Annotated in this window: 20 protein-coding genes, 1 tRNA gene, 1 pseudogene and 2 riboswitches; of the genes and pseudogenes, 5 read left to right on the top strand and 17 right to left on the bottom strand. The window is 54.4% G+C overall.

The features are described from left to right. The first annotated feature begins 14 nt into the window (after positions 1-14). Positions 15-1,160 (top strand): ABC transporter permease, encoded by a 1,146-nt coding sequence (locus ABID47_RS20375; RefSeq protein WP_354499422.1) that lies wholly within the window; start codon positions 15-17, stop codon positions 1,158-1,160. Between the two features lie 98 nt (positions 1,161-1,258). Here the strand turns inward: ABID47_RS20375 and ABID47_RS20370 are convergent, their stop codons facing one another. Continuing rightward, complete coding sequence (locus ABID47_RS20370) at positions 1,259-2,803, bottom strand: HD-GYP domain-containing protein (protein WP_145161313.1); 1,545 nt, start codon at positions 2,801-2,803, stop codon at positions 1,259-1,261. Positions 2,804-3,397: 594 nt separating this feature from the next. Then, positions 3,398-4,390: a polysaccharide deacetylase family protein gene (locus ABID47_RS20365; protein ID WP_354499420.1), complete on the bottom strand. Its 993-nt coding sequence runs from the start codon at positions 4,388-4,390 to the stop codon at positions 3,398-3,400. A 92-nt stretch (positions 4,391-4,482) separates the two neighbouring features. Between ABID47_RS20365 and ABID47_RS20360 the strand changes: the two genes are divergently transcribed. Beyond that, a complete protein-coding gene (locus tag ABID47_RS20360; protein ID WP_354499418.1) occupies positions 4,483-4,821 on the top strand; it encodes a L,D-transpeptidase in 339 nt (112 codons plus the stop codon). Positions 4,822-4,836: 15 nt separating this feature from the next. Here the strand turns inward: ABID47_RS20360 and ABID47_RS20355 are convergent, their stop codons facing one another. Then, positions 4,837-5,553 carry a glycoside hydrolase family 73 protein gene (locus ABID47_RS20355; RefSeq protein ID WP_354499416.1) on the bottom strand — a complete coding sequence of 239 codons (717 nt, stop codon included), beginning with the start codon at positions 5,551-5,553 and terminating at the stop codon, positions 4,837-4,839. A gap of 191 nt (positions 5,554-5,744) precedes the next feature. On the opposite strand from ABID47_RS20355, the gene ABID47_RS20350 reads away from it, so the two are divergent. Next, positions 5,745-6,296 (top strand): GNAT family N-acetyltransferase, encoded by a 552-nt coding sequence (locus ABID47_RS20350; protein ID WP_354499414.1) that lies wholly within the window; start codon positions 5,745-5,747, stop codon positions 6,294-6,296. A gap of 97 nt (positions 6,297-6,393) precedes the next feature. Here ABID47_RS20350 and ABID47_RS20345 read toward each other — a convergent pair. Both ABID47_RS20345 and ABID47_RS20340 read right to left on the bottom strand, forming a co-directional pair. Then, positions 6,394-7,845, bottom strand: a pseudogene (locus ABID47_RS20345) (SulP family inorganic anion transporter). A 347-nt stretch (positions 7,846-8,192) separates the two neighbouring features. Further along, a complete protein-coding gene (locus ABID47_RS20340; protein ID WP_084203986.1) occupies positions 8,193-8,285 on the bottom strand; it encodes a sporulation protein YjcZ in 93 nt (30 codons plus the stop codon). Positions 8,286-8,569: 284 nt separating this feature from the next. Between ABID47_RS20340 and ABID47_RS20335 the strand changes: the two genes are divergently transcribed. Next, positions 8,570-9,259, top strand: coding sequence for a class I SAM-dependent methyltransferase (locus ABID47_RS20335; protein ID WP_354499412.1), 690 nt, complete (start codon positions 8,570-8,572; stop codon positions 9,257-9,259). 92 nt (positions 9,260-9,351) lie between these two features. Here ABID47_RS20335 and ABID47_RS20330 read toward each other — a convergent pair whose 3' ends face one another. From ABID47_RS20330 to ABID47_RS20275, 12 genes are all read right to left on the bottom strand, one after another. Continuing rightward, a complete protein-coding gene (locus ABID47_RS20330) occupies positions 9,352-9,492 on the bottom strand; it encodes a hypothetical protein (RefSeq protein WP_354499410.1) in 141 nt (46 codons plus the stop codon). A gap of 63 nt (positions 9,493-9,555) precedes the next feature. Beyond that, entirely contained in the window at positions 9,556-10,203 is a 648-nt protein-coding gene (locus ABID47_RS20325) for a pyroglutamyl-peptidase I (protein WP_354499408.1), read from the bottom strand. A 186-nt stretch (positions 10,204-10,389) separates the two neighbouring features. Next, positions 10,390-10,617 carry a phage holin gene (locus ABID47_RS20320; RefSeq protein ID WP_094599702.1) on the bottom strand — a complete coding sequence of 76 codons (228 nt, stop codon included), beginning with the start codon at positions 10,615-10,617 and terminating at the stop codon, positions 10,390-10,392. An 87-nt stretch (positions 10,618-10,704) separates the two neighbouring features. Next, positions 10,705-11,175 (bottom strand): 2-thiouracil desulfurase family protein, encoded by a 471-nt coding sequence (locus ABID47_RS20315; protein ID WP_354499406.1) that lies wholly within the window; start codon positions 11,173-11,175, stop codon positions 10,705-10,707. Between the two features lie 221 nt (positions 11,176-11,396). Beyond that, positions 11,397-11,843, bottom strand: coding sequence for a spore coat protein (locus ABID47_RS20310; protein ID WP_354499404.1), 447 nt, complete (start codon positions 11,841-11,843; stop codon positions 11,397-11,399). Between the two features lie 131 nt (positions 11,844-11,974). After that, positions 11,975-13,306 (bottom strand): voltage-gated chloride channel family protein, encoded by a 1,332-nt coding sequence (locus ABID47_RS20305; protein WP_435530653.1) that lies wholly within the window; start codon positions 13,304-13,306, stop codon positions 11,975-11,977. Between the two features lie 136 nt (positions 13,307-13,442). After that, a riboswitch (Fluoride riboswitch) is annotated at positions 13,443-13,503 on the bottom strand. Positions 13,504-13,640: 137 nt separating this feature from the next. Next, entirely contained in the window at positions 13,641-14,063 is a 423-nt protein-coding gene (locus ABID47_RS20300; RefSeq protein WP_354499402.1) for a CBS domain-containing protein, read from the bottom strand. A gap of 112 nt (positions 14,064-14,175) precedes the next feature. Next, complete coding sequence (locus ABID47_RS20295; RefSeq protein WP_116232761.1) at positions 14,176-15,030, bottom strand: manganese catalase family protein; 855 nt, start codon at positions 15,028-15,030, stop codon at positions 14,176-14,178. 184 nt (positions 15,031-15,214) lie between these two features. Further along, the gene (locus tag ABID47_RS20290) at positions 15,215-15,325 is read right to left on the bottom strand and encodes a sporulation protein YjcZ (protein ID WP_105445680.1); all 111 of its coding nucleotides are present in this window, start codon (positions 15,323-15,325) and stop codon (positions 15,215-15,217) included. A 261-nt stretch (positions 15,326-15,586) separates the two neighbouring features. Continuing rightward, complete coding sequence (locus ABID47_RS20285; RefSeq protein ID WP_208837126.1) at positions 15,587-15,703, bottom strand: YjcZ family sporulation protein; 117 nt, start codon at positions 15,701-15,703, stop codon at positions 15,587-15,589. A gap of 167 nt (positions 15,704-15,870) precedes the next feature. Further along, a tRNA-Thr gene (locus ABID47_RS20280) sits at positions 15,871-15,942 on the bottom strand. 81 nt (positions 15,943-16,023) lie between these two features. Then, positions 16,024-16,326, bottom strand: coding sequence for an MTH1187 family thiamine-binding protein (locus ABID47_RS20275; protein WP_116232813.1), 303 nt, complete (start codon positions 16,324-16,326; stop codon positions 16,024-16,026). A 288-nt stretch (positions 16,327-16,614) separates the two neighbouring features. Continuing rightward, positions 16,615-16,837: riboswitch (cobalamin riboswitch) on the top strand. A gap of 234 nt (positions 16,838-17,071) precedes the next feature. On the opposite strand from ABID47_RS20275, the gene ABID47_RS20270 reads away from it, so the two are divergent. After that, positions 17,072-19,405, top strand: coding sequence for a ribonucleoside-diphosphate reductase subunit alpha (locus ABID47_RS20270; protein ID WP_354499399.1), 2,334 nt, complete (start codon positions 17,072-17,074; stop codon positions 19,403-19,405). Positions 19,406-19,513: the final 108 nt, after the last annotated feature.

Genomic DNA, 19,513 nt, shown 5'->3' with positions numbered 1-19,513 from the left:
AAGGAGCAAAACCCATGAGAGCCATGATTATCAAAGAATTGCGGCTGATCCGCAAAGACCGCAAAAGCTTCTTCTTCCTCCTGCTGATGCCAATCCTGTTCATCGCCATGTTCGGTACGATTTTCAATAGCGGTGGAGGCGACAGTTCCTCTATATCCATCCGCACGATCGACCAGGATCAATCCGCCGCGTCCCAAGCCTTTGTGAAGCAAATGCAGGGGATTATGGACGTGAAGCTGGAATCGGCATCCAGCCTGGACGACCAGGTCGACAGAATGAAGCAGGGCCAGTTCTCGGCCATGCTCGTCATTCCCGCCGGATTCGAAAAAGCCATGAAGGAAGGCAGCCCCGCGGATATCCAGCTGTACCAGGATCCCACCGCACAGACCGAGCTTGCGCCGATTCAGGCGATCCTCAGCAGCATTTCCAGCCAATACCGCGAGCAGAAGCTGACGGATGTCCTGCTGGCCAAGGGAGATTCTAAGGAACAAGCAGAGCAGGCGCTGGCCTCCCCGATCCAGATTAAAGATGTGGCGACGACGTCCGACCATATCAGCTATATGGACTCCATGGTCCCCAGCATGACCGTTATGTTCGTCTTCTACATTATGATCACGATGGCCCGCCGCTTCTTTGATGAAAAGAAGACCGGCCTTCTGTCCCGCATTCGCAGCACGCGCGTAAAGCCGCTGCAGTACCTGGTCGGGATGTGGGTGCCCTTCATCCTGACGGTTATCGCCCAGTGTGTCGTCCTGTTCGCCTTCGGCCACTTCGTCTATGATGTGAAGCTTGGCGACGTCGCCGCCCTTACCTTGATTGTGCTCAGCCTCAGCATCTGCGGAACCGGCATCGGGCTCGGCTTATCCTTCCTGGTGCCCGGCGAGGGAGCTGCCATGGTCATCACCCAGGTCATTGCCATGGGCGGTGCCATGCTGGGCGGGCTGTGGGTACCGTCCTATCTGCTTCCGCAATCCGTACAGACCGTCGGGCACTTTCTGCCGCAGTACTGGGCGCTGCATTCGCTGCAGAACATTATCGCCCATGGCGCCCATCTCGGTGACGTTGCGGGACCTGCCCTCATTCTCCTGACGTTCGGGGCCGCCGGCCTCCTGGTTGCATTCTTCCGTCTGCCAGGGTTCCTGCGCTCGGCTGCAAACTGATTCCTTATCAAACGCTCAAAACGACGAAAAAACCTCCCGTCCGGAAGTCATCCTTCACGGCCGGGAGGTTTTCTTGCTCTCCGAACCTTGGTCATCGCTTATGTATCGTCGCCTGCCGCTTTTTCCAACCTTTGATTTCTCATATAGTCGACAAAAATGCGGGCGTATTCCGGATCCCACTGCGTCCCTCCGCCCTCTTCGAGAATGGACAGCGCCTTGGCGACATCCATGCCTTTACGGTATGGACGATCCGAAGTCATCGCATCAAAGGCGTCGGCTACGGCGATAATTCTCCCGAGCAGCGGGATATCGTCCCCGGCCAGTCCGTCCGGATACCCTTTCCCGTCGTATCGCTCATGATGGGACCTTACGCCGGGAAGGAGCGGCGCCAGGGCATCCTTTGGCTCGATCTGCTTCAGAATCGTCTCGCCAAGCACCGGATGGGCCTTGATTTGGTCGAACTCCTCTTCCGTCAGACGCCCTTCCTTCAACAGGACGGTGTCCCGGATACCGATTTTCCCGATGTCATGCAGCAGCGCCGACTGGCGGATCACGTTGATATCCTCCTCCGTCATCCGGCTGAGCCGCCCGATCAGCTCCGAATATTCGGCCACCCGCAAGGAATGCCCTGCCGTGTAGGCGTCTCTGGCATCGAGCGCAACGGCGAGGGTCACAAAATAGCTGTCCAGCATCGCCCTGGTCTGGGCTTCACGCGACTGAAGCGCCCGGACCATCATGTTGAAGCCGGTGGCCAGCCGGGAAAACTCGTCCGAATACACGTTTTGGACCGTCTTCAGCCGGCCGTCCTTGACATGATTCATGGCGTCGTACAGATGGGAGATCGGCCGCTCCACCTCATGGGTCAACAGCCTGGCACCCGTATACGTAAAAATGATGTCGACCAGCAGGATCAGCCCCGCCCAGCCCCAGTACCCGGTCATCATTTCCTCGTTTAAATTGCCCAGCCGAATCTGGGCAGCCAGGGTGAACAGCAGGAGCGGCGAGGTACCGATCAACATGGCACTGAGCAGAAACTTCGGACGGATGGACAAGACGACATGCCCCTCCGGATTCAGCTCAATGCGGTGCGTTTCCTGGGCGAGCCGGTGAAATTCCTCCATCAGCGGCCGGACCGTCGCCGTCGTCAGGAAAAACTCGATCATCGCATGCATGCTGGCTACGAGGAAGGCGCCGGCTACCGCAGCCGCAACATAAATCGGCGGGAAATGAAGAAGGCCACGGCTCATCTGCCACAGCGTCAAGCCGGCTGCAGGTATGGCAAGCCCGAGGAAATGCGGGACCAGAATCCGGAACACCGCCAGCTGCGGCAGCTTATGTGCCTGCCGGTAGGCTGTTTCAATGGTCTGAACCGTACAGGTCCGGCAGAACAAGCCCTGCCGGATCGGCCGAACGTGCCGCGTGAATACCCAGGATTCCACCGCGACCATGACCGCCATGGAGCAAGCAAAGATGATCGCCAGCCGTTTGATCTCCTGCGGAGAAATGCTGATCGTGGTCAGAACGAGAGCGCTGCCCACGATCCATACCGCGAATAGCGATCCGAAAATATAATTCCGTACCAATTTGTTCCGAAAAGCGTAATACAGGGCAACCCCCTGCAAACGGGTAGAATCGGTATCCATAAGCCAGCCTTCCTTTTTCATCAATATAGGCCGTTCGGCGCAGCACTATTAAGAATATCGGTTATTTCATCCCAAAATGTGACATGAACCTGCGACAAAAACCAACTTTTATCATAAAATCCCTCCGTATGAAATGGTGCTTTTGCATATTTATACAAGTCTGGCGGGCGATATAATTTCCTATTGCATTTATAAATGATATGTGATAAATTATATTAGTATAACTTCATTTAACCCTTTTCGTTCCCCGCAAGAAAGAATAAATCTTCAACCTCGAAGACTTAATTTCCTATTTTGAAATAACCCAATGCGAAGTATGAGATTTAAGATGCTATTTCTGATTCACGCTGGCGCGGTCATCGGAGCCGCAAGGACAAAAGAGAGGCAGGGCTTTTGTTGTTTTGGAAGTCATTATTCTGTTAACGAACTAGAACAAGGAACCAGACTGCAGCCTTGAACGGCTGTCAGGGGTTAAATATATGAGGCGGCCGCAGCGCTGCCAAAGCCAAACCCCCCGGAGAAATGTCCGGGGGGTTATCCATATTTCCCAATGTAATTACGGCTTACTGCCACTTCCTTCTCTCGTCAGGAGGCTTAGCCGGCTTTGCTGTATCCGCGGAGCGACTCCGCATGCTTCATCGATTCAATGAGCGCGATCGGGTTATTGTCCATGCCGCCCGCGTTGACCCGGTATCCCATGTACTGCCCGGGGCCGTCGATTCCCGGTTTGACGGTAAAGACTACCTGAATGCCGAGATTGCGGCAGAGATCCAGCACCTGCTGCGTATAGCCGCCGTAGGGAAAAGCGAGAATATCGCGGCGGTTGCCGATTTCATTCCGGAGGATTTGATCCGCCCGGGTTAAATCACCCTTCACCCGCCGGATATACTCCTGCTCCGTCTCCACATGCCCGGTGGTTTTGTTATGCTCCGGTCCCATCAGCATCGGTTCCAGCCTGTCATGGGTTTTCCCTTCGGGGCGAACATAAGCATAGGCGTGCGAATCAAACGTATGGCTGTAAAAGTCGATACCGATCCGGTGCATGAGCTTGACCTGGGCCCAGGTCAGCTTCGGCAGTCCGGGATGCTTCGGATTTCCCACTGTCGACACGATCAGAAAATTCGTTGCCGGCACATGGTACTTCTTCAAGATCGGGAACACATTGGTATAGAACGTCTCATAGCCGTCGTCAAACGTCATCAGCACGGCGTTGTCCGGCACCGGCTGATGCCGGGTGACGAAGTCGGCGTACTGCTCCATCGTAATCCAATGGAATCCGTTCGCCTTCATGGCCTGGAGCTGCTCCTCGAATACAGCGGTATCCAGACTCTTGTCATTGATCGGACGCGGGGAGACATCATGGTACATCAGTGTGATGACTTTGTTTTTATAATACACCGCACCTGGCGTCGGTCTGGTGGAAATAAAGCTGTAAGCCGGAACACCGCTCTCTTCCTTTTTGATGTGAGGCCTTCCGGGATAACGAACCAGATGATACACATAAGGGCCCTGCCTCCAGACGAAAAATGCCGCGAACAGCACAAGCACGGAAAAGGTGCAATAGAGGATAATTTTTTTTCTCAGCATCACGTTCCAATCCCCTTCGTTCCATAAATTCACTTGCAGAGGGATGCATTCCCCGCCCTATAAACATACTCTGGAAACAAGGAGTGATGCAAATGCCAAAATACCGGATCATCGTCGATCTGTCGGAACGCATGTTATATTTGCTGGACGGCGATCAGACCGTCAAATCCTATCCCGTAGGCATCGGAAAAATGGTGACGAAAACCCCGACCGGAGAGTTCACGATTGTCAATAAACAGGAAAATCCCGGCGGACCGTTCGGGGTGCTGTGGATGGGCCTCTCCAAGCCCCATTACGGCATTCACGGAACCAATGATCCCGCCTCCATCGGACGGGAAGTCTCCCACGGCTGTATCCGGATGCACAATGAGGATGTGCTGGATTTGTCTTCCTACATTCCTGTGAATACAAGGGTGACCATCCGGCCGTAATGGCTGTAAGTGCCGTCAGTCTTGATCCGAAACGACCTTGATTCCCTTCTCTTTGCGGTACTGGATCACCAGCTGCCGCCAGAAATCATAACTTCCCGTTTCATCTGCAATATAAGGCTTGTAATAGCGGTATGCCTCCTTTGCCCAGTCCGGGCAGGGCATGCTTAACAGCGCCTGCTGCTGCTTGATCCATTCTGCCTGCTTCGCAACCGTGTTCTGCAGCTCGCTAAATGCCGCCTTTTCCTCAGGGGTCATATGCGCCCCCTCCTTCCAGGCATCGTATTGGTCCAGGTTATACTGGTCAATAATCCGGATTAGCTTATCTGCATACTCCGGGTCCGTGGCATAACCGGCGGCGCCCATCGCGGCGGCGGCGGATCGCCCGTCCGTGCGGAGCGCGCCGGCATACTTGTCACGGTCCCAGGACACGCCGTTCACCAGTAAGCTTGAGTGATCGGCCACCGATTCGGCCCAGCTGTTGTACGCGCGGAAGTCGGCTATCACCCGGCCGGCCACGCCGCGAACGTACTCGGTGGTCTGCAGGCGCATGCTTCCTGCGGTGCCCTGTCCCTTGATGCCGAACAGATTGTTGGCCTTCACTGCCAGCTCGCTCGTACCCCAGGCGGATTCGTGGGCCGCCTGGGCGATCGTGAGCGATGCCGGCACGCCCGACTGCAGCTGGTCGAATTCAGCCAACGGTGCCATGATGGCGATAAAGTTTTGTTTCTTCATAATCCTCCCTCCCAACCCTCTGGTACATACGATGCTGACCGCTTGCTAACGGCCTGGACGCGGCTGCCGCCCCACGTCTTCAGAGCTCCTGATTCACGTAAAAATCTCCGGACCGCTCCGGTATGAAGCATTGCCTAATTCTTCACGGCTTCTTACAATAAGAACATATGTAACGCTTGGAGGGTGGATGTATGAAGCAGGCAAAAGCAGATCATTTTATCATCAATCAGGAGTGGGTTACCCCGGAAATCCGTGCCGTTCAGGCAGGTCCGGAAGATGTCACAGCCGCGCAGGGACTGCTGTTTCGAACCGCGCAATGGCTTCAGAGCATAGGCTCCAAGCAATGGAATCAGCTGCTGACCGGCGAAGACAGGCATCATATCAACGAGGCGGTCCTGCGAGGGGACGTCTTCCTGTTCAAAAAGGAGGAGCGCCTTGCCGCCATCGTCATCCTCCAGCAGCATGCGAGCGAATGGGACCGCAACCTGTGGGGCGAGGAGGGGCACGATACCTCTGTCTATCTGCACCGGCTGGCCATTGAACGCGAATTCGGGGGAACGGGTCTTGGCAGCGCCATTCTGCACTGGGCATTGACCGGAATAAGGTTCCAGGGCAAAGACCGAATCCGTCTCGACTGCATCGCCGACAACCCCGGCTTGAACCGGTTGTACAGCGGGGCCGGCTTTACGCTGAAGGGCCAGCATGAGAGCGGGTTTAATATTTATGAGAAAATGGTGAGGTAGCGTTCGCTCCTCAAGCGGATAACTACGCAAAAAAGCCTTCCGGCATGCCGGAAGGCTGTTCTCCTATCGTATATAAAATGCAGGTTTTACGAGATGGTTAATGGGACGATACCGAGGCTACGCCAATCTTGTCGATGATACGCTGGCTCTCCGGATTCAATCCCCGAACGGCCACCTTTTTGTCCAGCGCCTCATATTTGGCCAGCACCTTGGACACGGCGTTCACGCCCGACTGATCCCAAACGTGGGAGTGGGAAAAGTCAATCGCAATCAGCTCCGGATCCTCCTGGTAATGGAAGAGATGCACAAAATGGTTCATCGTTCCGAAAAACATCTGCCCTTTGATTTCGTACACCTTTACCCCATGCTCATCGATATGGGTCTGCGCTTGAATACGTGCCATTTTCCACCCAAAATTCAGAGCGCTCAGAATGACTCCGGTCACAACGCCGATCGCCAGATTGGACGTGGCCACCACGATCACGACGGTCACGACCATGACGATCGTGTCGCCCAGCGGCACCTTGTTCATCGTTCTTAATGAATGCCAGTCGAACGTGCCCACCGACACCATGATCATAACGCCCACCAGCGCTGCCATCGGCACCTGCCTGACGACATCGCCGAGCACGAGGATCAGGAACAGCAGAAAGGCGCCGGCGATAAAGGTCGACAGCCGGGAGCGGCCCCCCGACTTTACGTTGATGACCGTCTGGCCGATCATGGCGCAGCCCGCCATCCCGCCGAAAAAGCCGGTGAGGATGTTGGCGATGCCCTACTGCCCTTTGATCTCACGGTTTTTGTTGCTGCCGGTATCGGTCAGCTCATCCACCAGGTTGGCGGTCAAGAGCGTCTCGGTCATGCCAACGACCGCGAGCGCCAGCGCGTAAGGCATAATCGTCAGGAACATATGAAACGACAAGGGAACCGACGGAACATGAAATGCGGGAAGCGACTGCGTAATGGTACCCATATCGCCAACGGTACGGACATCGGCATGGGTCAGCACCGAAATGATCGTCATGACGATAATGGCGACAAGCGCTGAAGGCACTGCTTTGGTGAGCAGCGGGAACAGATAAATGATCAGCAGCGTCGCGGCCACCATCAAGTACATGATCCAGGTAGCCCCTTCAAAATTCGGCAGCTGCGCCATAAAAATAACGATCGCCAGCGCGTTAACAAAGCCCACGATGACCGATTGCGGGATAAATGTGATGAAGCGCCCGAATTTCAGCGCCCCCATGATCCACTGCAGAATGCCGGTCAGCACTGTAGTCGCAAACAAATACTCGATCCCGTACTTGGCAACGATCGGTCCCATCAAGGATGCCATGGCACCGGTGGCCGCCGAAATCATCCCCGGGCGTCCGCCGAAAAACGAAATGCTGACGGCAATCACAAAGGATGCGTAGAGACCGACCATCGGATCCACGCCGGCCATAATAGAGAACGCGATCGCTTCGGGAATAAGCGCAAAGGCAACGGTTAGACCGGACAAAATATCTTTTCTGACATTGCTAAAGAAGCCTTGTTTGATCCAGTTCAAAAACAAGAAATAATCCCTCCTGTGGATATAAAGTTGTATCTGTAGGGCTGATCGTGCTGCTATCCGTTCATGAAATGTTGCGAGAGGTTCAAGCGGGCTCCCCACTCTCAGGTTCGCCGGGTCCGATGGTTCACTGTTTTTCATTATAGCGTTATAATCGTCCGAACCCAAAACTGCATGTATGCGCTATTTCCCTCTGTATACTAATCCATTCTCCCATTTACTTGTCTATATTTCCTTTTTCAATCCATATGTATATACTGCGGTATCTGCCTTTCTTATGAAATGACGAAAGCCCCGCCGGAGGGCGGGAGCTTCGTTGTCCAAGGACCGCTTGGGTCCATGGATTAGTAGATAAAGGATTTGGTAATGATGACGAGCAGAATAAACAGAACCAGGATGGCTCCCGTTGAGGTAAATGGGTTTCCTACACCACTCATGGTTTCTCCCCCTCTCTCCTGTTTATACTCTATCGTATGCCGCGTAAGGCTAATCGGTTTGGACAAATATCATTCAGGTCCATTTGCCCTATGAAAATGCGCGATGTTCCCGAGGTTAAAGGACCTTGCCGCCACAACTCTCTCGAGCTTATCAATGCTGATCCGTAGAAGGAAAGATATAGGAAATACCTATAAGTATAATACGGTTTATATATTTCCATAATTAGCGGACTGCCGGTACAATGAAGTCAATTCCAACAATCCACGGGTAAAGGAGAATGGTGATGGACAGATCTGTGATCAAGCTTTTTGACGCCAATGCAAAGGATTATGACCGGCAGCGGAGGGGATTGATTCCCTGCTTCGACGACTTTTACGGGATGGCTCTGTCCCTGGTGGAGTGCGGCAATTCTTCTCCATGTATTTTGGATCTGGGGGCCGGAACAGGCCTGTTCTCCAGCATGGTACTGCTCAAATACCCTGAGGCCCGGCTTACGCTGATGGATTTAAGCGACAGCATGCTGCAGGAGGCCCGCCGGCGGTTCCACGGGGCACCCAATGTAGATTATATTACCGGGGATTACAGCAGTTATCCGTTTACGCAAACTTACGATGCCGTCGTCTCTTCCCTCTCCATTCATCATCTGACCCACCCGGAAAAAAGGCAGCTGTTCGCCACGATCCATCGGCTGCTGAATGAAGGCGGCATCTTTGTCAATGCCGATCAGGTGAAAGGCCATACCGACCAGGCGGACGTATATTACCGGAGACGCTGGCTGGAAGAAATCAGGGCAAGCGGTCTGCCGGAAGATGCCATTCAGGCGTCGATTGAACGCAGAAGCCTGGATATCAACGCTACCGCCGCCGATCAAATGCAGTGGATGGAAGAGGCCGGCTTTGAAGACGTGGACTGTATGTACAAGTATTTGGACTTTGCGGTGTTTTACGGAAAAAAATCAGGGCGGACTTCCTAGTCCCCCTGATTTTTTTGCTTAGCGCCGGATCAGTCGGTCAGCCTCTGCCGGAAGCCGTCCATCAGGACGTCCAGCCCGAATTCGAATTCCTCCTACCACCCGGAACCGGTCGTATGGGAAGCCAGACGGATCATATTCGGAAACTGCTCCCTTGGCAAACTGCGGAAGAACCGGCCCTGATCGTTTTTATCAAGCGTCCGGTTCACCGCGCCGGCGAAGGGCAATAACAGCAAAAAACACCCCCGGCGCTTGTTTTGAACAAGCACCTGGAGGTGTCAGGCGGTGAGCGATACCCGTTACACCGCGGGCTGCCACTGCTGCTTTGCCGCATCGATCGTTGCATGGATGATCACGCGCAGCGCCCGCAGCATCGTTTCCTGCGGCAGCGAAGGCAGGCCCGGCTTCTGCAGCGCCATTTCCGTGGAGGCCGGAAAATGAACAAAACCCGCCAGCGTGGGCAGCTTCTGCTCACGGATATAATCCAGCACGGCGTACATCGTGTTGTTGCAAATAAACGTGCCGGCTGACTCGGACACGGCAGCCGGAATCCCCTCCGCCTTCAGCCGGTTCACGGCCTCGCGGATCGGCAGCCGCGAGAACAATCCGTCCGGTCCTGCCGGATTAATGGGCAGATCCTGCGGTCTCTCCCCTTTGTTGTCGGCGTAAGCCGCTTCCGGCGCAACGTCCTTGACGTTCACGGCGATCCGCTCCGGCGTTACCGCTGTCCGGCCTGCGGCCAGACCGCAGCAGATTACGGCGTCCGGCTGAAAGTCACGCACCGCCTCAAGCAGCCTTTCGGCACATTCGTCATAATGGACCGGAAGCAGAACCGTCCGGATCTCGGCCTCCGCAAACGTCTCCTCCCGGATATCCCGCACGAGCTGCTCCGTCGGATTGACCGCATTTCCGCCAAAGGGCTCAAATCCTGATACCAGTATTTTCATGAAGCTTCTCCTCCCGGCAAGTCTTTCTTTCCATCATATCAAACGGGACAGATCGTTCCTACCCGAAATCGCGCCGCCAAGAAGGGATGCAGCTTCCATACGGATTCATTTCTATACGGAGACACCCGAATTTGGCAAAAAAAACACCCTGCCCGGCAGCCGACGGCTGCACGGCAGGGTTCCCGTCTACAAATTATATCCGCCGCTGTTCGGCTTGGTCGGGTTGGAGATAATCCCCAGCGTCGCCAAAATTCCGAGCACCAGGTCTGCGGCCGCCACGAGCTCTTGCCGCTTCATATCCGACAGTTCAAACGCGCCTGTGAGATGGCCGATCAGCTGCACCAGCAGAAGCACCTGTGAGACCATACTGATCCAGAGCGCATAGTTGCGAAACCGTTTCTTCTTGAGCATCATATGACCTCCTTTAAGGTCATATATATTCATCCGCCCCGGCAAACTTGTCCGAAACTTTTACGGGATGGACGAGCGATGCCAGCGATTTTAGAGGAGCCCTGAGTCCAAAACCTCCAGAAACGTCTCTTCGGACATCACCCGAATGCCCTCCCGTTCCAGCAGGGCGGTTGTCACCCCGCTGCCAGCTACCTTCTCATTGGCGAAGGAACCGTTATATATCATGGCGCTTCCGCAGGAAGGGCTGTACTCTTTGAGCACCACCATGGACGCACTGACTTCACGGGCTTTCTCCAGCGTCCGGTGAGCCCCCTGAATATACATACCGCTGACGTCCCGGCCCGATTTCTCAACAACCCTGGCCCGGCCCTCCAGTACGTCCCTCCCATCACCGCCTACGATCTCCGCAGGCTCTCTCGGGGTGACGAATCCCCCCAGCAGTTCGGGGCAGACCGTCACTGCCCTGTTCTGCTCCACCAATTGCTGAACCACGTCATTTAGGCTGTCCGTTCCGTTATAGCGGACCTTCAGTCCGGCCAGGCAAGAGCTGACCATAATCACATCCGTTCACCTCCTAAACTGTTAATCCGGTTCACGTAAACTATTTATTCGTTCCACGTAAACTATTTATTACTTTAAGGAAAGTATACTGCATAAGCCAACAGCTGGGGAGGCCCGGCTTCACGGTGTAGGATCTGGCCGAAAAACGAGGAAAGCCCGGGACCAGGCTCCCGGACTTTCCTCGATATCTCTTTTTCCCCTTGCCCCAAGCGGTGCAGATGTTACATGCTTAACGCCTTTTTCGCATTTTCCATATCATTGGCCAGGAGCCGCTCCAGATCGTAAGCAGGGTACAGCGAACGCTCCTCCATAAAATCAAAAACCTTGGCATGGAGTTTGATCGCATTGTTCAGATGCTTAACGAAAACCTCCCTTAAGGCCGGTGTTGCCGTTTCCGTAATCGCAAGCGCGTAATTGCGAACCCAACCTTTGGCCTTGCCCAGCAAATGGCCGGCATAAAAGCCCGTCATGTCTGCCGCTTCGGCTTTGCCGCCTCTCGCTGCCGGGACCGGTGCTTGCGGGTAAAACTGCAGCAGGTCCTTTATGTTTTGCTCCAGGCTCATGATAGCCTCTTTATACAGGGCATGCAGCTGCGGATCGGTGACCTTGCCGATGTCCATTTTCAGGCAGATCAGGTCGTTGGACTGTGCTGCTACCAGCTCATGCATTTCCAATGTTTCATGCCATGCTAAGTGTTTTACTTGGGCTTTCTTTCCAGAAGACAATGCAATCCCTCCAATCGATGATGGGATAGCATATGCCCAGGGCGCCCAGAGGGGAAGATGTCTTGCCAAAAAAATTAGGCGCGCTCCCTTTTCCCCTTCTGCCTTCCCTTCTTCCCTCGGACCGAAGCCAGCGTTGCCTGTTCCGGCAGGCGCAGCAGCCTGGACTTGGACACCCCGATCCGCTGCGAACCATAGATGCCGGTATGCCCGGAAAAATAATAACTGACGACGCAGGCGATGAACATGTACACCAAATTCCCCGAACCAAACAGCTCGATCCCCATAATAAAGCAGGCAATCGGGGTATTCGTCGCACCGCTGAACACTGCAATAAAACCGAGGGCTGCCATAAACGGCACCGCTAGATGGAGCAAGTCCGCCAGCGTGCTGCCCAGCGTTGCGCCGATGACGAAGAGCGGAGTCACCTCTCCGCCTTGAAATCCGGCCCCAAGCGTAATTGAAGTGAACACGGTTTTCCAGAGAAACGCCAGCTTTGGCGCCGTCCCTTCAAAAGCATCGCCGATCAGCGGAAGGCCAAGCCCGAGGTATTCCCTTGTGCCGAATGCGTAGACAACGGCAATCAGGATGCAGCCCCCGGCGAAGCTCTTCACCGCCGGATTCCGGAACCAGCCGGTGAACCGCGCCTTCAGCCAATGCGTCAGCTCGCTGAACAAAATGCTGGCCAGGCCGAACACCATCGACGCGAGCACGACCTTCAGCACCGTGATCAGCGTAATCGCCGGAATCGTGTTTACGGAATAGTGAATATGATGAATTCCCCAGGCCTTTGTGGTCAAATCCCCGATAAAGCTCGCCACAAAACAGGCAAACAGCGCTTCGTAACGGATCATTCCCAACGCAAGCACCTCAAGCCCGAAGACTGTTCCGGCGAGCGGCGTCCCAAAGACCGAGCCAAAACCGCTGCTGATGCCGCACATTAGAATGATGCGACGGTCGGCGGGGCTCAGCCGAAGTCTCTTGCCGATCCATTCCGACAAGCTTCCACCCACCTGCACCGCCGTACCTTCCCGTCCGGCCGAGCCGCCGAACCAATGGGTCAGAATCGTTCCGAACAGGACGAGCGGAGCCATGCGCAGCGGAATAGCTCCGCCGCCGTCATGAATCTGCTCTAGTATCAAGTTGTTGCCCTTGGACGCGTCCTTGCCGTATTTCCAATACAGGTAGCTCACCAAGGCTCCCCCAAATGGAAGCAGCCATAGGAGCCACGGGTGCTGCAGACGCTGCTGCGTAACGGCATCCAGCGCTGCCAGAAACAAGGCCGATCCGGAGCCTGTGAGCACCCCCACCAGACTCCCGATGACCGACCACTTCACGATATAGCCAAGCAGCGCGAGATGCATGAATTTGCCTGCGTATACATATAACCTGCGTTTTCCCCTCGTCATCCGTTTTCCCATTACAGCGGTTTCCCCCCAGCTATGATGTATTTTCCTATTGTTCCTCATTCAGGGGCAAATTACCGCTCCCCTGCTTGTCCCGGTGCCGGAATGTCTGCAAAAAAATAGACTCCTACCAGTGTCTGCACTGGTAGGAGTCATTAGCTCACGGGCGGTTAAAGGCGAACTCCATCGCCTATGTTGTTACAAATTATTGTAATGAGCGATTGGCCTGAAGTCAACAGAAAATCTGAACGCCACAATAGACGAAAAAGCACCCGTATCGCGCTTTCGCTTTACGGGTGCTTCTGCTGCGAACTAGTTTCCCTGCAGAGCCGTCCTCTTAATGGAGAGGTTCAGAAATTTGGCTGAGCGCATCGCCGGCTTCGTTGATGTGGATGTTCATCGTCGCCAGGTCGCCAATTGCGCAGATCCCTACCATTTCTCCGTTTTCTACAACCGGAATGCGGCGGATTTGATGGTCGGCCATCAATTGCGCGCACTCGTGAGCATCGGTGTCCGGCGAGCACGAAATGACACCGCTTGTCATGCAGTCATGGCAGTGTACGCTGCCAGGGTCTTTACCCGCAGCTACGCAGTTCAGCACGATATCGCGGTCGGTAATCATACCTACCACTTTTTTGCCTTCGCAGACCGGAACCGATCCACAGTTGACATCGCGCATGATTTGCGCCGCAGCCGTGACCGAATCATGGGGTGCGCATACCTTTACGTCCTTGGTCATTACGTCGCGAACCATCGTCATTGCTGTTTACCTCCTCTTGGAATGATCCCCCGTATTTTACCCAGGGGTACCGGGATTATTCAGGCTTGGGACGCTTTACTAGGACTACAGAAGCCCGGGGAGGCTGTCAGCCTTAACGATTCATATCCGTGATCCCAGGGCTGTGCTCATCGGCCAGCTCAGGCATCATCGGTACCGGGAAGCCCTCCGGCGGCTGGATCACTCTCAGCTCCCCGCCGTTACGGCTAGGCGTTTGTCCGCTGAAAATTTCGCCGATGCGGGTACTGTCCAACCGGAAGTTAAATTGTGCGTTATGGAAGCCCATATCGACATACTTGCGGCATTCCGGATACTTGTTGATGTCATAGTTAGGTACCGGAAACAGCTTGGCCCAATTGACACCGAGCGTTTCCAGCGCCTTCGCGAAGGCGTTTTGATGCGCATTGTCGCGTACGATCAGGAAGGCCAGCGTCTCGCGGAACGTCTGGTTGGTGCTCATTTCGTAAATCCGCGATTTTTGCAGCACCCCTGTCGATTCCAGCACCAGGTTGTCCAACAGGTTGCTGATCAGGTTGCCGTGGTCATACACATAGTTGCCGTTCCACGGGTTGCCGGCGGCATCGACCGGAAGCGAGCTTTGGGCTCCCATAATAAAATGGTGCGGATTGGCATGCTTGATCGCCTCATCCAGCGGCGCACCGTCCGACCCCGAATTTCCGGCACCTTCCGCGCCCGAGCCGGTAAGAAGCTGGTTGATGGTGTGCTGCACCAGCTCGACGTGGCTGATTTCCTCCAAAAACACGCCGCGGATCAGATCGCGGAACTGGGTGTCTTTCCCGCGGAAATTGTTGCTTTGGAAAAAGAACTGCATCATCGTTCGCATTTCGCCGAAGCGTCCGCCCAGCGTTTCCTGCATCACCTTGGCAGCGCTGGGATCGGGCTTGTCCGGTACGATCAGGTTAATCAGGTCTTCTTTATAAAAATACATGGGGTGGAACCTCCTAATTCTCTGCAAATCGCATCCTACCCATTGTGGCTTCGGGGACAGGAAATTATGCGTGGGATACGTTCTATATGAAAAAATGCGCAGGATCCATAACGGATCACTGCGCTTCGCTTGTGTTGGTCTCATGCCTCCGGATCGACCAGGCGGGCTAAGGACCGTTCAGCAATTAATATCCCCAAGTTTTCGCGATGATGACAAGCAGAATAAAGAGGACGAGAATGATGCCGACGCTCGTCGACCAGCCGCCACCATAACCAACTCCACCAACTTCGCTCATGTGATATTCCCCTTTCTTCATAGGATCAGTTTTATTCTATGAAAGAAACCTTTGAGCGTTGTGGACAGAGTCAGCGGTTTAAAAGACTATTTTTTCTCGGTCTCGAGAGAGCCCACGGCGGGCTGACGGGATTAGCACAACACGTGCTACCCTAGTAACCAACCTGTACGGACCTAGATAGTAAGGAACTACTTTATTTATAAATAAAAAAGCCCCTGCCAGCACTTAGCCAGCAGGAACTTCCTCATTCCTGACTTTTTATTACCAACAGAATGCCTTAACGATAATTACCAAAAGAATAAAGAGCACCAGGATAGCACCTACATTGCTGTGCAAACCGTAACCGTATCCTACGCCACCAACAACACCGTCGCTCATACATGTACCTCCTTTGTCAGAAGTTAATATTACAATATGTGTATTCCACTATTTGGTATGGGTAAACGCACTTAAAGGTAGAAAAATGGTAGAAGATCGCCCAACTCAACAAAAAAGACGCGGTCTCCGAAATCCGGAAACCCGCGTCCTGTAAGGCTTATGAAAGATGCTGGTGAAGGGAATTGAACCCCCGACCTACGCATTACGAGTGCGTTGCTCTACCCCTGAGCTACACCAGCGTGGAAAATGAAATTTTCCGTCAAACAAAAACTATTATACAACTTCTTCTCCAAAATGCAATACTTCATTGCGATTGGAATTTATTTCAATTTGTCGCGGACCGATTGCAGCTTCTGGGCGCTGGATGAGGCTTTGTCCCGTCTGTCGTCGATTTTGACCGAAGTGGATACGCGCTGCGCGCCCGCCAGGAACGGTGCTTCGTGAAGGGCTGCAATCGCCTGCCATACATCCGGAAGAGCCCCCTCGATGATCGTGCTCATCGACGTCAGCTCGTAGCTGATCCCCTTCTGCTCCGCCAGCACCTGCTGCATTTGTGCCACATAGGAGCTCAGGCTGGTCGTTGCCGTTCCGATCGGAATGATCGTTACCTCTGCAATTGCCATGGTCGTGCGCCTCCTTTATCCTTTTGCAAGCGGATCGAACTTTATTCCTAATTTTATTGTACCCGACCGCCTGCGGAATCGCAAAAGGATAGCCCGCAAAATTTTTTATTCGCGTTTTTCCTGCAAATTCCGCCCGATTTCTACCTTTTCAGCCCCCTCTAGAGGTTAATCTCCAATGGTTCACAGTAGCGCCCCGGGGGTCCATCTGGTATAATTCTCATTGCTCGTCTTTTAAGAGGAACTAGGTTTACAAACACAAGATATTGGGTTAAATTAGTATGAAAGCAACCAAATATAGTGGAAACAGGTGAACACGGCTGAATTTGCCAGGCGTTCATAATAGGGAAGCACGGTGTGAATCCGTCACGGTCCCGCCACTGTAACCGGAAGGCCGAGAGCTCCGAGCTTTCGGCACGATATCGGCTAAGGCCACTGTCTGTCATGCGGACGGGAAGGCGCCGAATATCGCATTTTCGGGAGTCAGGAGACCTGCCTGTTTTGTCTCACGAAAGGCCTACGAGGAATAGGTGCGTGATGCCAGTCGATATCTATACATAGGATGATAGATATTTTTTCCCATGCTCGTAAATAGGGCATACGGGATCTAGCGGCATTTTCGTACCTGTGCTTCAGGTTCTTCGGAAATGCCTTTTGTATGGGCAAGCACAGCAAGAGCTCCCTCTTAACAGCATCGTCCTACTTTCCGTTATACCAAATATACAAACTTTGAAAGGAGATCTGCACCATGCCGCAGCTCGTTACCAAACCGAACAACCGTCAGCTGGCTTTTGATGAAATCCGTCTCTCCGTTTATGCCGACCGAATCCTGGAGGGGCTGGAGACCCTGGACAAGGAGCGCCTCCTCCGGGGCGTGCAGAGCAAACTGCGCCGCGAGGAAGTCACCGGCGACGAAATCAGCAGCGCGTTCACGATGTCGGCGCTTGAGCTGGTCACCAAGGAGGAGCCGAACTGGAAGTTCGCCGCAGCGCGCTCGCTGCTGACCTCCCTGTACAAGAAGGCCGCTTACAACCGCCGCTACAAAGCCTATCCTGACGAGCCATATGGTGCGTTCTACCCTCTCATTACCGAGCTGGTGCAAAAAGGAATCTACCGCGAGGAGCTCCTCACCTGCTATACCAAAGAGCAAATTGAAGAATTGGGCCGCTGCATCGATTACAAATGCGACCTGCTGTTCGACTATATCGGGCTGCTGACCCTGTCCGACCGCTACCTGGCGCATGATTTCGACGGACGCGTCATGGAGCTCCCGCAGGAGCGCTACATGGTCATCGCCATGTACCTGATGCACACCGAGCCAGAGGACAAGCGCCTTGAGCTCGTGAAGGAAGCGTATTGGGCCATGAGCAACCTGTACATGACCGCCGCCACGCCAACGATGTCCAACGCCGGCAAGAAGGTCGCCGGTCAGCTGTCCAGCTGCTTTATCGACACGGTGGACGACTCGTTGGAAGGGATTTTCGACTCCAATACCGACGTGGCCCGTCTCAGCAAAATGGGCGGCGGCATCGGCGTTTACCTCGGCAAAGTCCGGGCGCGCGGCTCCGACATCCGCGGTCACAAGAACACCAGCTCCGGCGTCATCCCTTGGATCCGCCAGCTGAACAACACGGCGGTCAGCGTTGACCAGCTCGGTACCCGTAAAGGTGCGGTTGCCGTCTACCTGGACGTCTTCCACAAAGACATCCTGGCCTTCCTGGACCTGAAGCTGAACAACGGTGACGAGCGCATGAGAGCGCATGACGTGTTCCATGGCGTGTGCCTGCCTGACCTGTTCATGGAGGCGGTCGAAGCTCGCAGCGAGTGGAGCCTGTTCTGCCCGCATGAAGTGAAGAAGATCATGGGCTGGAAGGATGCCAACGGCCGTCCGGCGGGTCTTGAGGATTATTATGACGAAACGGTCGGTCAAGGATCGTTCCGCGAGAAGTACGCCGAAGCGGTTGCCCACCCGCTGCTTCCAAGAATTACGGTGCCTGCGATCGACATCATGAAGCGCATCATGAAATCGCAGCTGGAAACCGGCACGCCGTACATGTTCTACCGGGATACCGTCAACCGCGCGAACCCGAACCGTGCACACGGCATGATCTACTCGTCCAACCTGTGCACCGAAATTATGCAGAACCAGTCCGCCACCGTGGTGGAAAAAGAAGAACTCGTGACCAAAGACGGCCAAACCCGGATCGTCATTTCCAAGGTTCCCGGCGACTTCGTCGTCTGCAACCTGAACTCGATTCACCTGGCCCGTGCCGTTCCGGACAATGTGCTGGACCGTCTGGTGCCGATCCAGGTACGCATGCTGGATAACGTCATCGACATCAACAACATTGAAGTCCTGCAAGCCCAATATACGAACAGCCAATACCGCGCGGTTGGACTCGGCACCTTCGGCCTGCATCACCTGCTCGCCCTCGAAGGCATCCGCTGGGAGTCCGACGAAGCGGTTGAATATAACGACAATTTGTACGAAAAAATCAACTACCTGCTCGTCAAATCCAGCATGGAGCTGGCCAAAGAAAAAGGCCACTATCCGAAGTTCAAAGGCTCCGACTGGGAGAACGGCGCTTACTTCACCAGCCGCGGTTATGTCGACGGCGAGCATGAAGGCAAGTTCGTTACCACCGAGGAGTGGAAAGAGCTCCAGCAGGAAGTGCAGCAGAACGGCGTCCGCAACGCCTGGCTGTTCGCTATCGCGCCAAACGGCTCGACTTCGATCATTGCCGGCTCCACCGCCAGCATCGATCCGCTGTACGACCTTCTGTCTTACGAGGAAAAAACGACCTACAAGATCGCCAACCCGGCTCCGGACCTGTCCGAGAAGACGATCTGGTATTACAAAACGGCATTCCTGATTGACCAGCATTGGTCCATCAAGATGGCCGCGGCGCGTCAGCGCCATATCGACCAGGCTCAAAGCTTCAATCTGTACGTTCGTCCGGATATCCGCGCGACGGAATTCCTGGAGCTTCACCTTCACGCCTGGAAAGCCGGCATCAAAACGACGTACTACGTCCGCAGCCGTGCGCTGACGATTGAAGAGTGCGAGTCGTGTGCATCGTAAAAGATATTAAAGCCTAAAACCTTTTTCGATCCCTCCCAAACCCTCCCTTCCAAGGGAGGGCCCCGAGGGCGCTGCCCTCTGGACACCCGGAATGTTGGTGGATGTCCG

Source organism: Paenibacillus favisporus, from assembly GCF_040545415.1.
GTDB classification, from domain to species: domain Bacteria; phylum Bacillota; class Bacilli; order Paenibacillales; family Paenibacillaceae; genus Paenibacillus_AQ; species Paenibacillus_AQ favisporus.
This window is presented reverse-complemented; position numbering and strand designations above follow the sequence as displayed.

Coding starts and splice junctions, on each gene's coding strand:
- ABID47_RS20375 (WP_354499422.1), top strand. CDS start 15: ATGAGAGCCATGATTATCAAAGAATTGCGGCTGATCCGCAAAGACCGC.
- ABID47_RS20370 (WP_145161313.1), bottom strand. CDS start 2,803: ATGGATACCGATTCTACCCGTTTGCAGGGGGTTGCCCTGTATTACGCT.
- ABID47_RS20365 (WP_354499420.1), bottom strand. CDS start 4,390: ATGCTGAGAAAAAAAATTATCCTCTATTGCACCTTTTCCGTGCTTGTG.
- ABID47_RS20360 (WP_354499418.1), top strand. CDS start 4,483: ATGCCAAAATACCGGATCATCGTCGATCTGTCGGAACGCATGTTATAT.
- ABID47_RS20355 (WP_354499416.1), bottom strand. CDS start 5,553: ATGAAGAAACAAAACTTTATCGCCATCATGGCACCGTTGGCTGAATTC.
- ABID47_RS20350 (WP_354499414.1), top strand. CDS start 5,745: ATGAAGCAGGCAAAAGCAGATCATTTTATCATCAATCAGGAGTGGGTT.
- ABID47_RS20340 (WP_084203986.1), bottom strand. CDS start 8,285: ATGAGTGGTGTAGGAAACCCATTTACCTCAACGGGAGCCATCCTGGTT.
- ABID47_RS20335 (WP_354499412.1), top strand. CDS start 8,570: ATGGACAGATCTGTGATCAAGCTTTTTGACGCCAATGCAAAGGATTAT.
- ABID47_RS20325 (WP_354499408.1), bottom strand. CDS start 10,203: ATGAAAATACTGGTATCAGGATTTGAGCCCTTTGGCGGAAATGCGGTC.
- ABID47_RS20320 (WP_094599702.1), bottom strand. CDS start 10,617: ATGATGCTCAAGAAGAAACGGTTTCGCAACTATGCGCTCTGGATCAGT.
- ABID47_RS20310 (WP_354499404.1), bottom strand. CDS start 11,843: ATGCATGAGCTGGTAGCAGCACAGTCCAACGACCTGATCTGCCTGAAA.
- ABID47_RS20305 (WP_435530653.1), bottom strand. CDS start 13,306: ATGACGAGGGGAAAACGCAGGTTATATGTATACGCAGGCAAATTCATG.
- ABID47_RS20300 (WP_354499402.1), bottom strand. CDS start 14,063: ATGACGATGGTTCGCGACGTAATGACCAAGGACGTAAAGGTATGCGCA.
- ABID47_RS20295 (WP_116232761.1), bottom strand. CDS start 15,030: ATGTATTTTTATAAAGAAGACCTGATTAACCTGATCGTACCGGACAAG.
- ABID47_RS20290 (WP_105445680.1), bottom strand. CDS start 15,325: ATGAGCGAAGTTGGTGGAGTTGGTTATGGTGGCGGCTGGTCGACGAGC.
- ABID47_RS20285 (WP_208837126.1), bottom strand. CDS start 15,703: ATGAGCGACGGTGTTGTTGGTGGCGTAGGATACGGTTACGGTTTGCAC.
- ABID47_RS20275 (WP_116232813.1), bottom strand. CDS start 16,326: ATGGCAATTGCAGAGGTAACGATCATTCCGATCGGAACGGCAACGACC.
- ABID47_RS20270 (WP_354499399.1), top strand. CDS start 17,072: ATGCCGCAGCTCGTTACCAAACCGAACAACCGTCAGCTGGCTTTTGAT.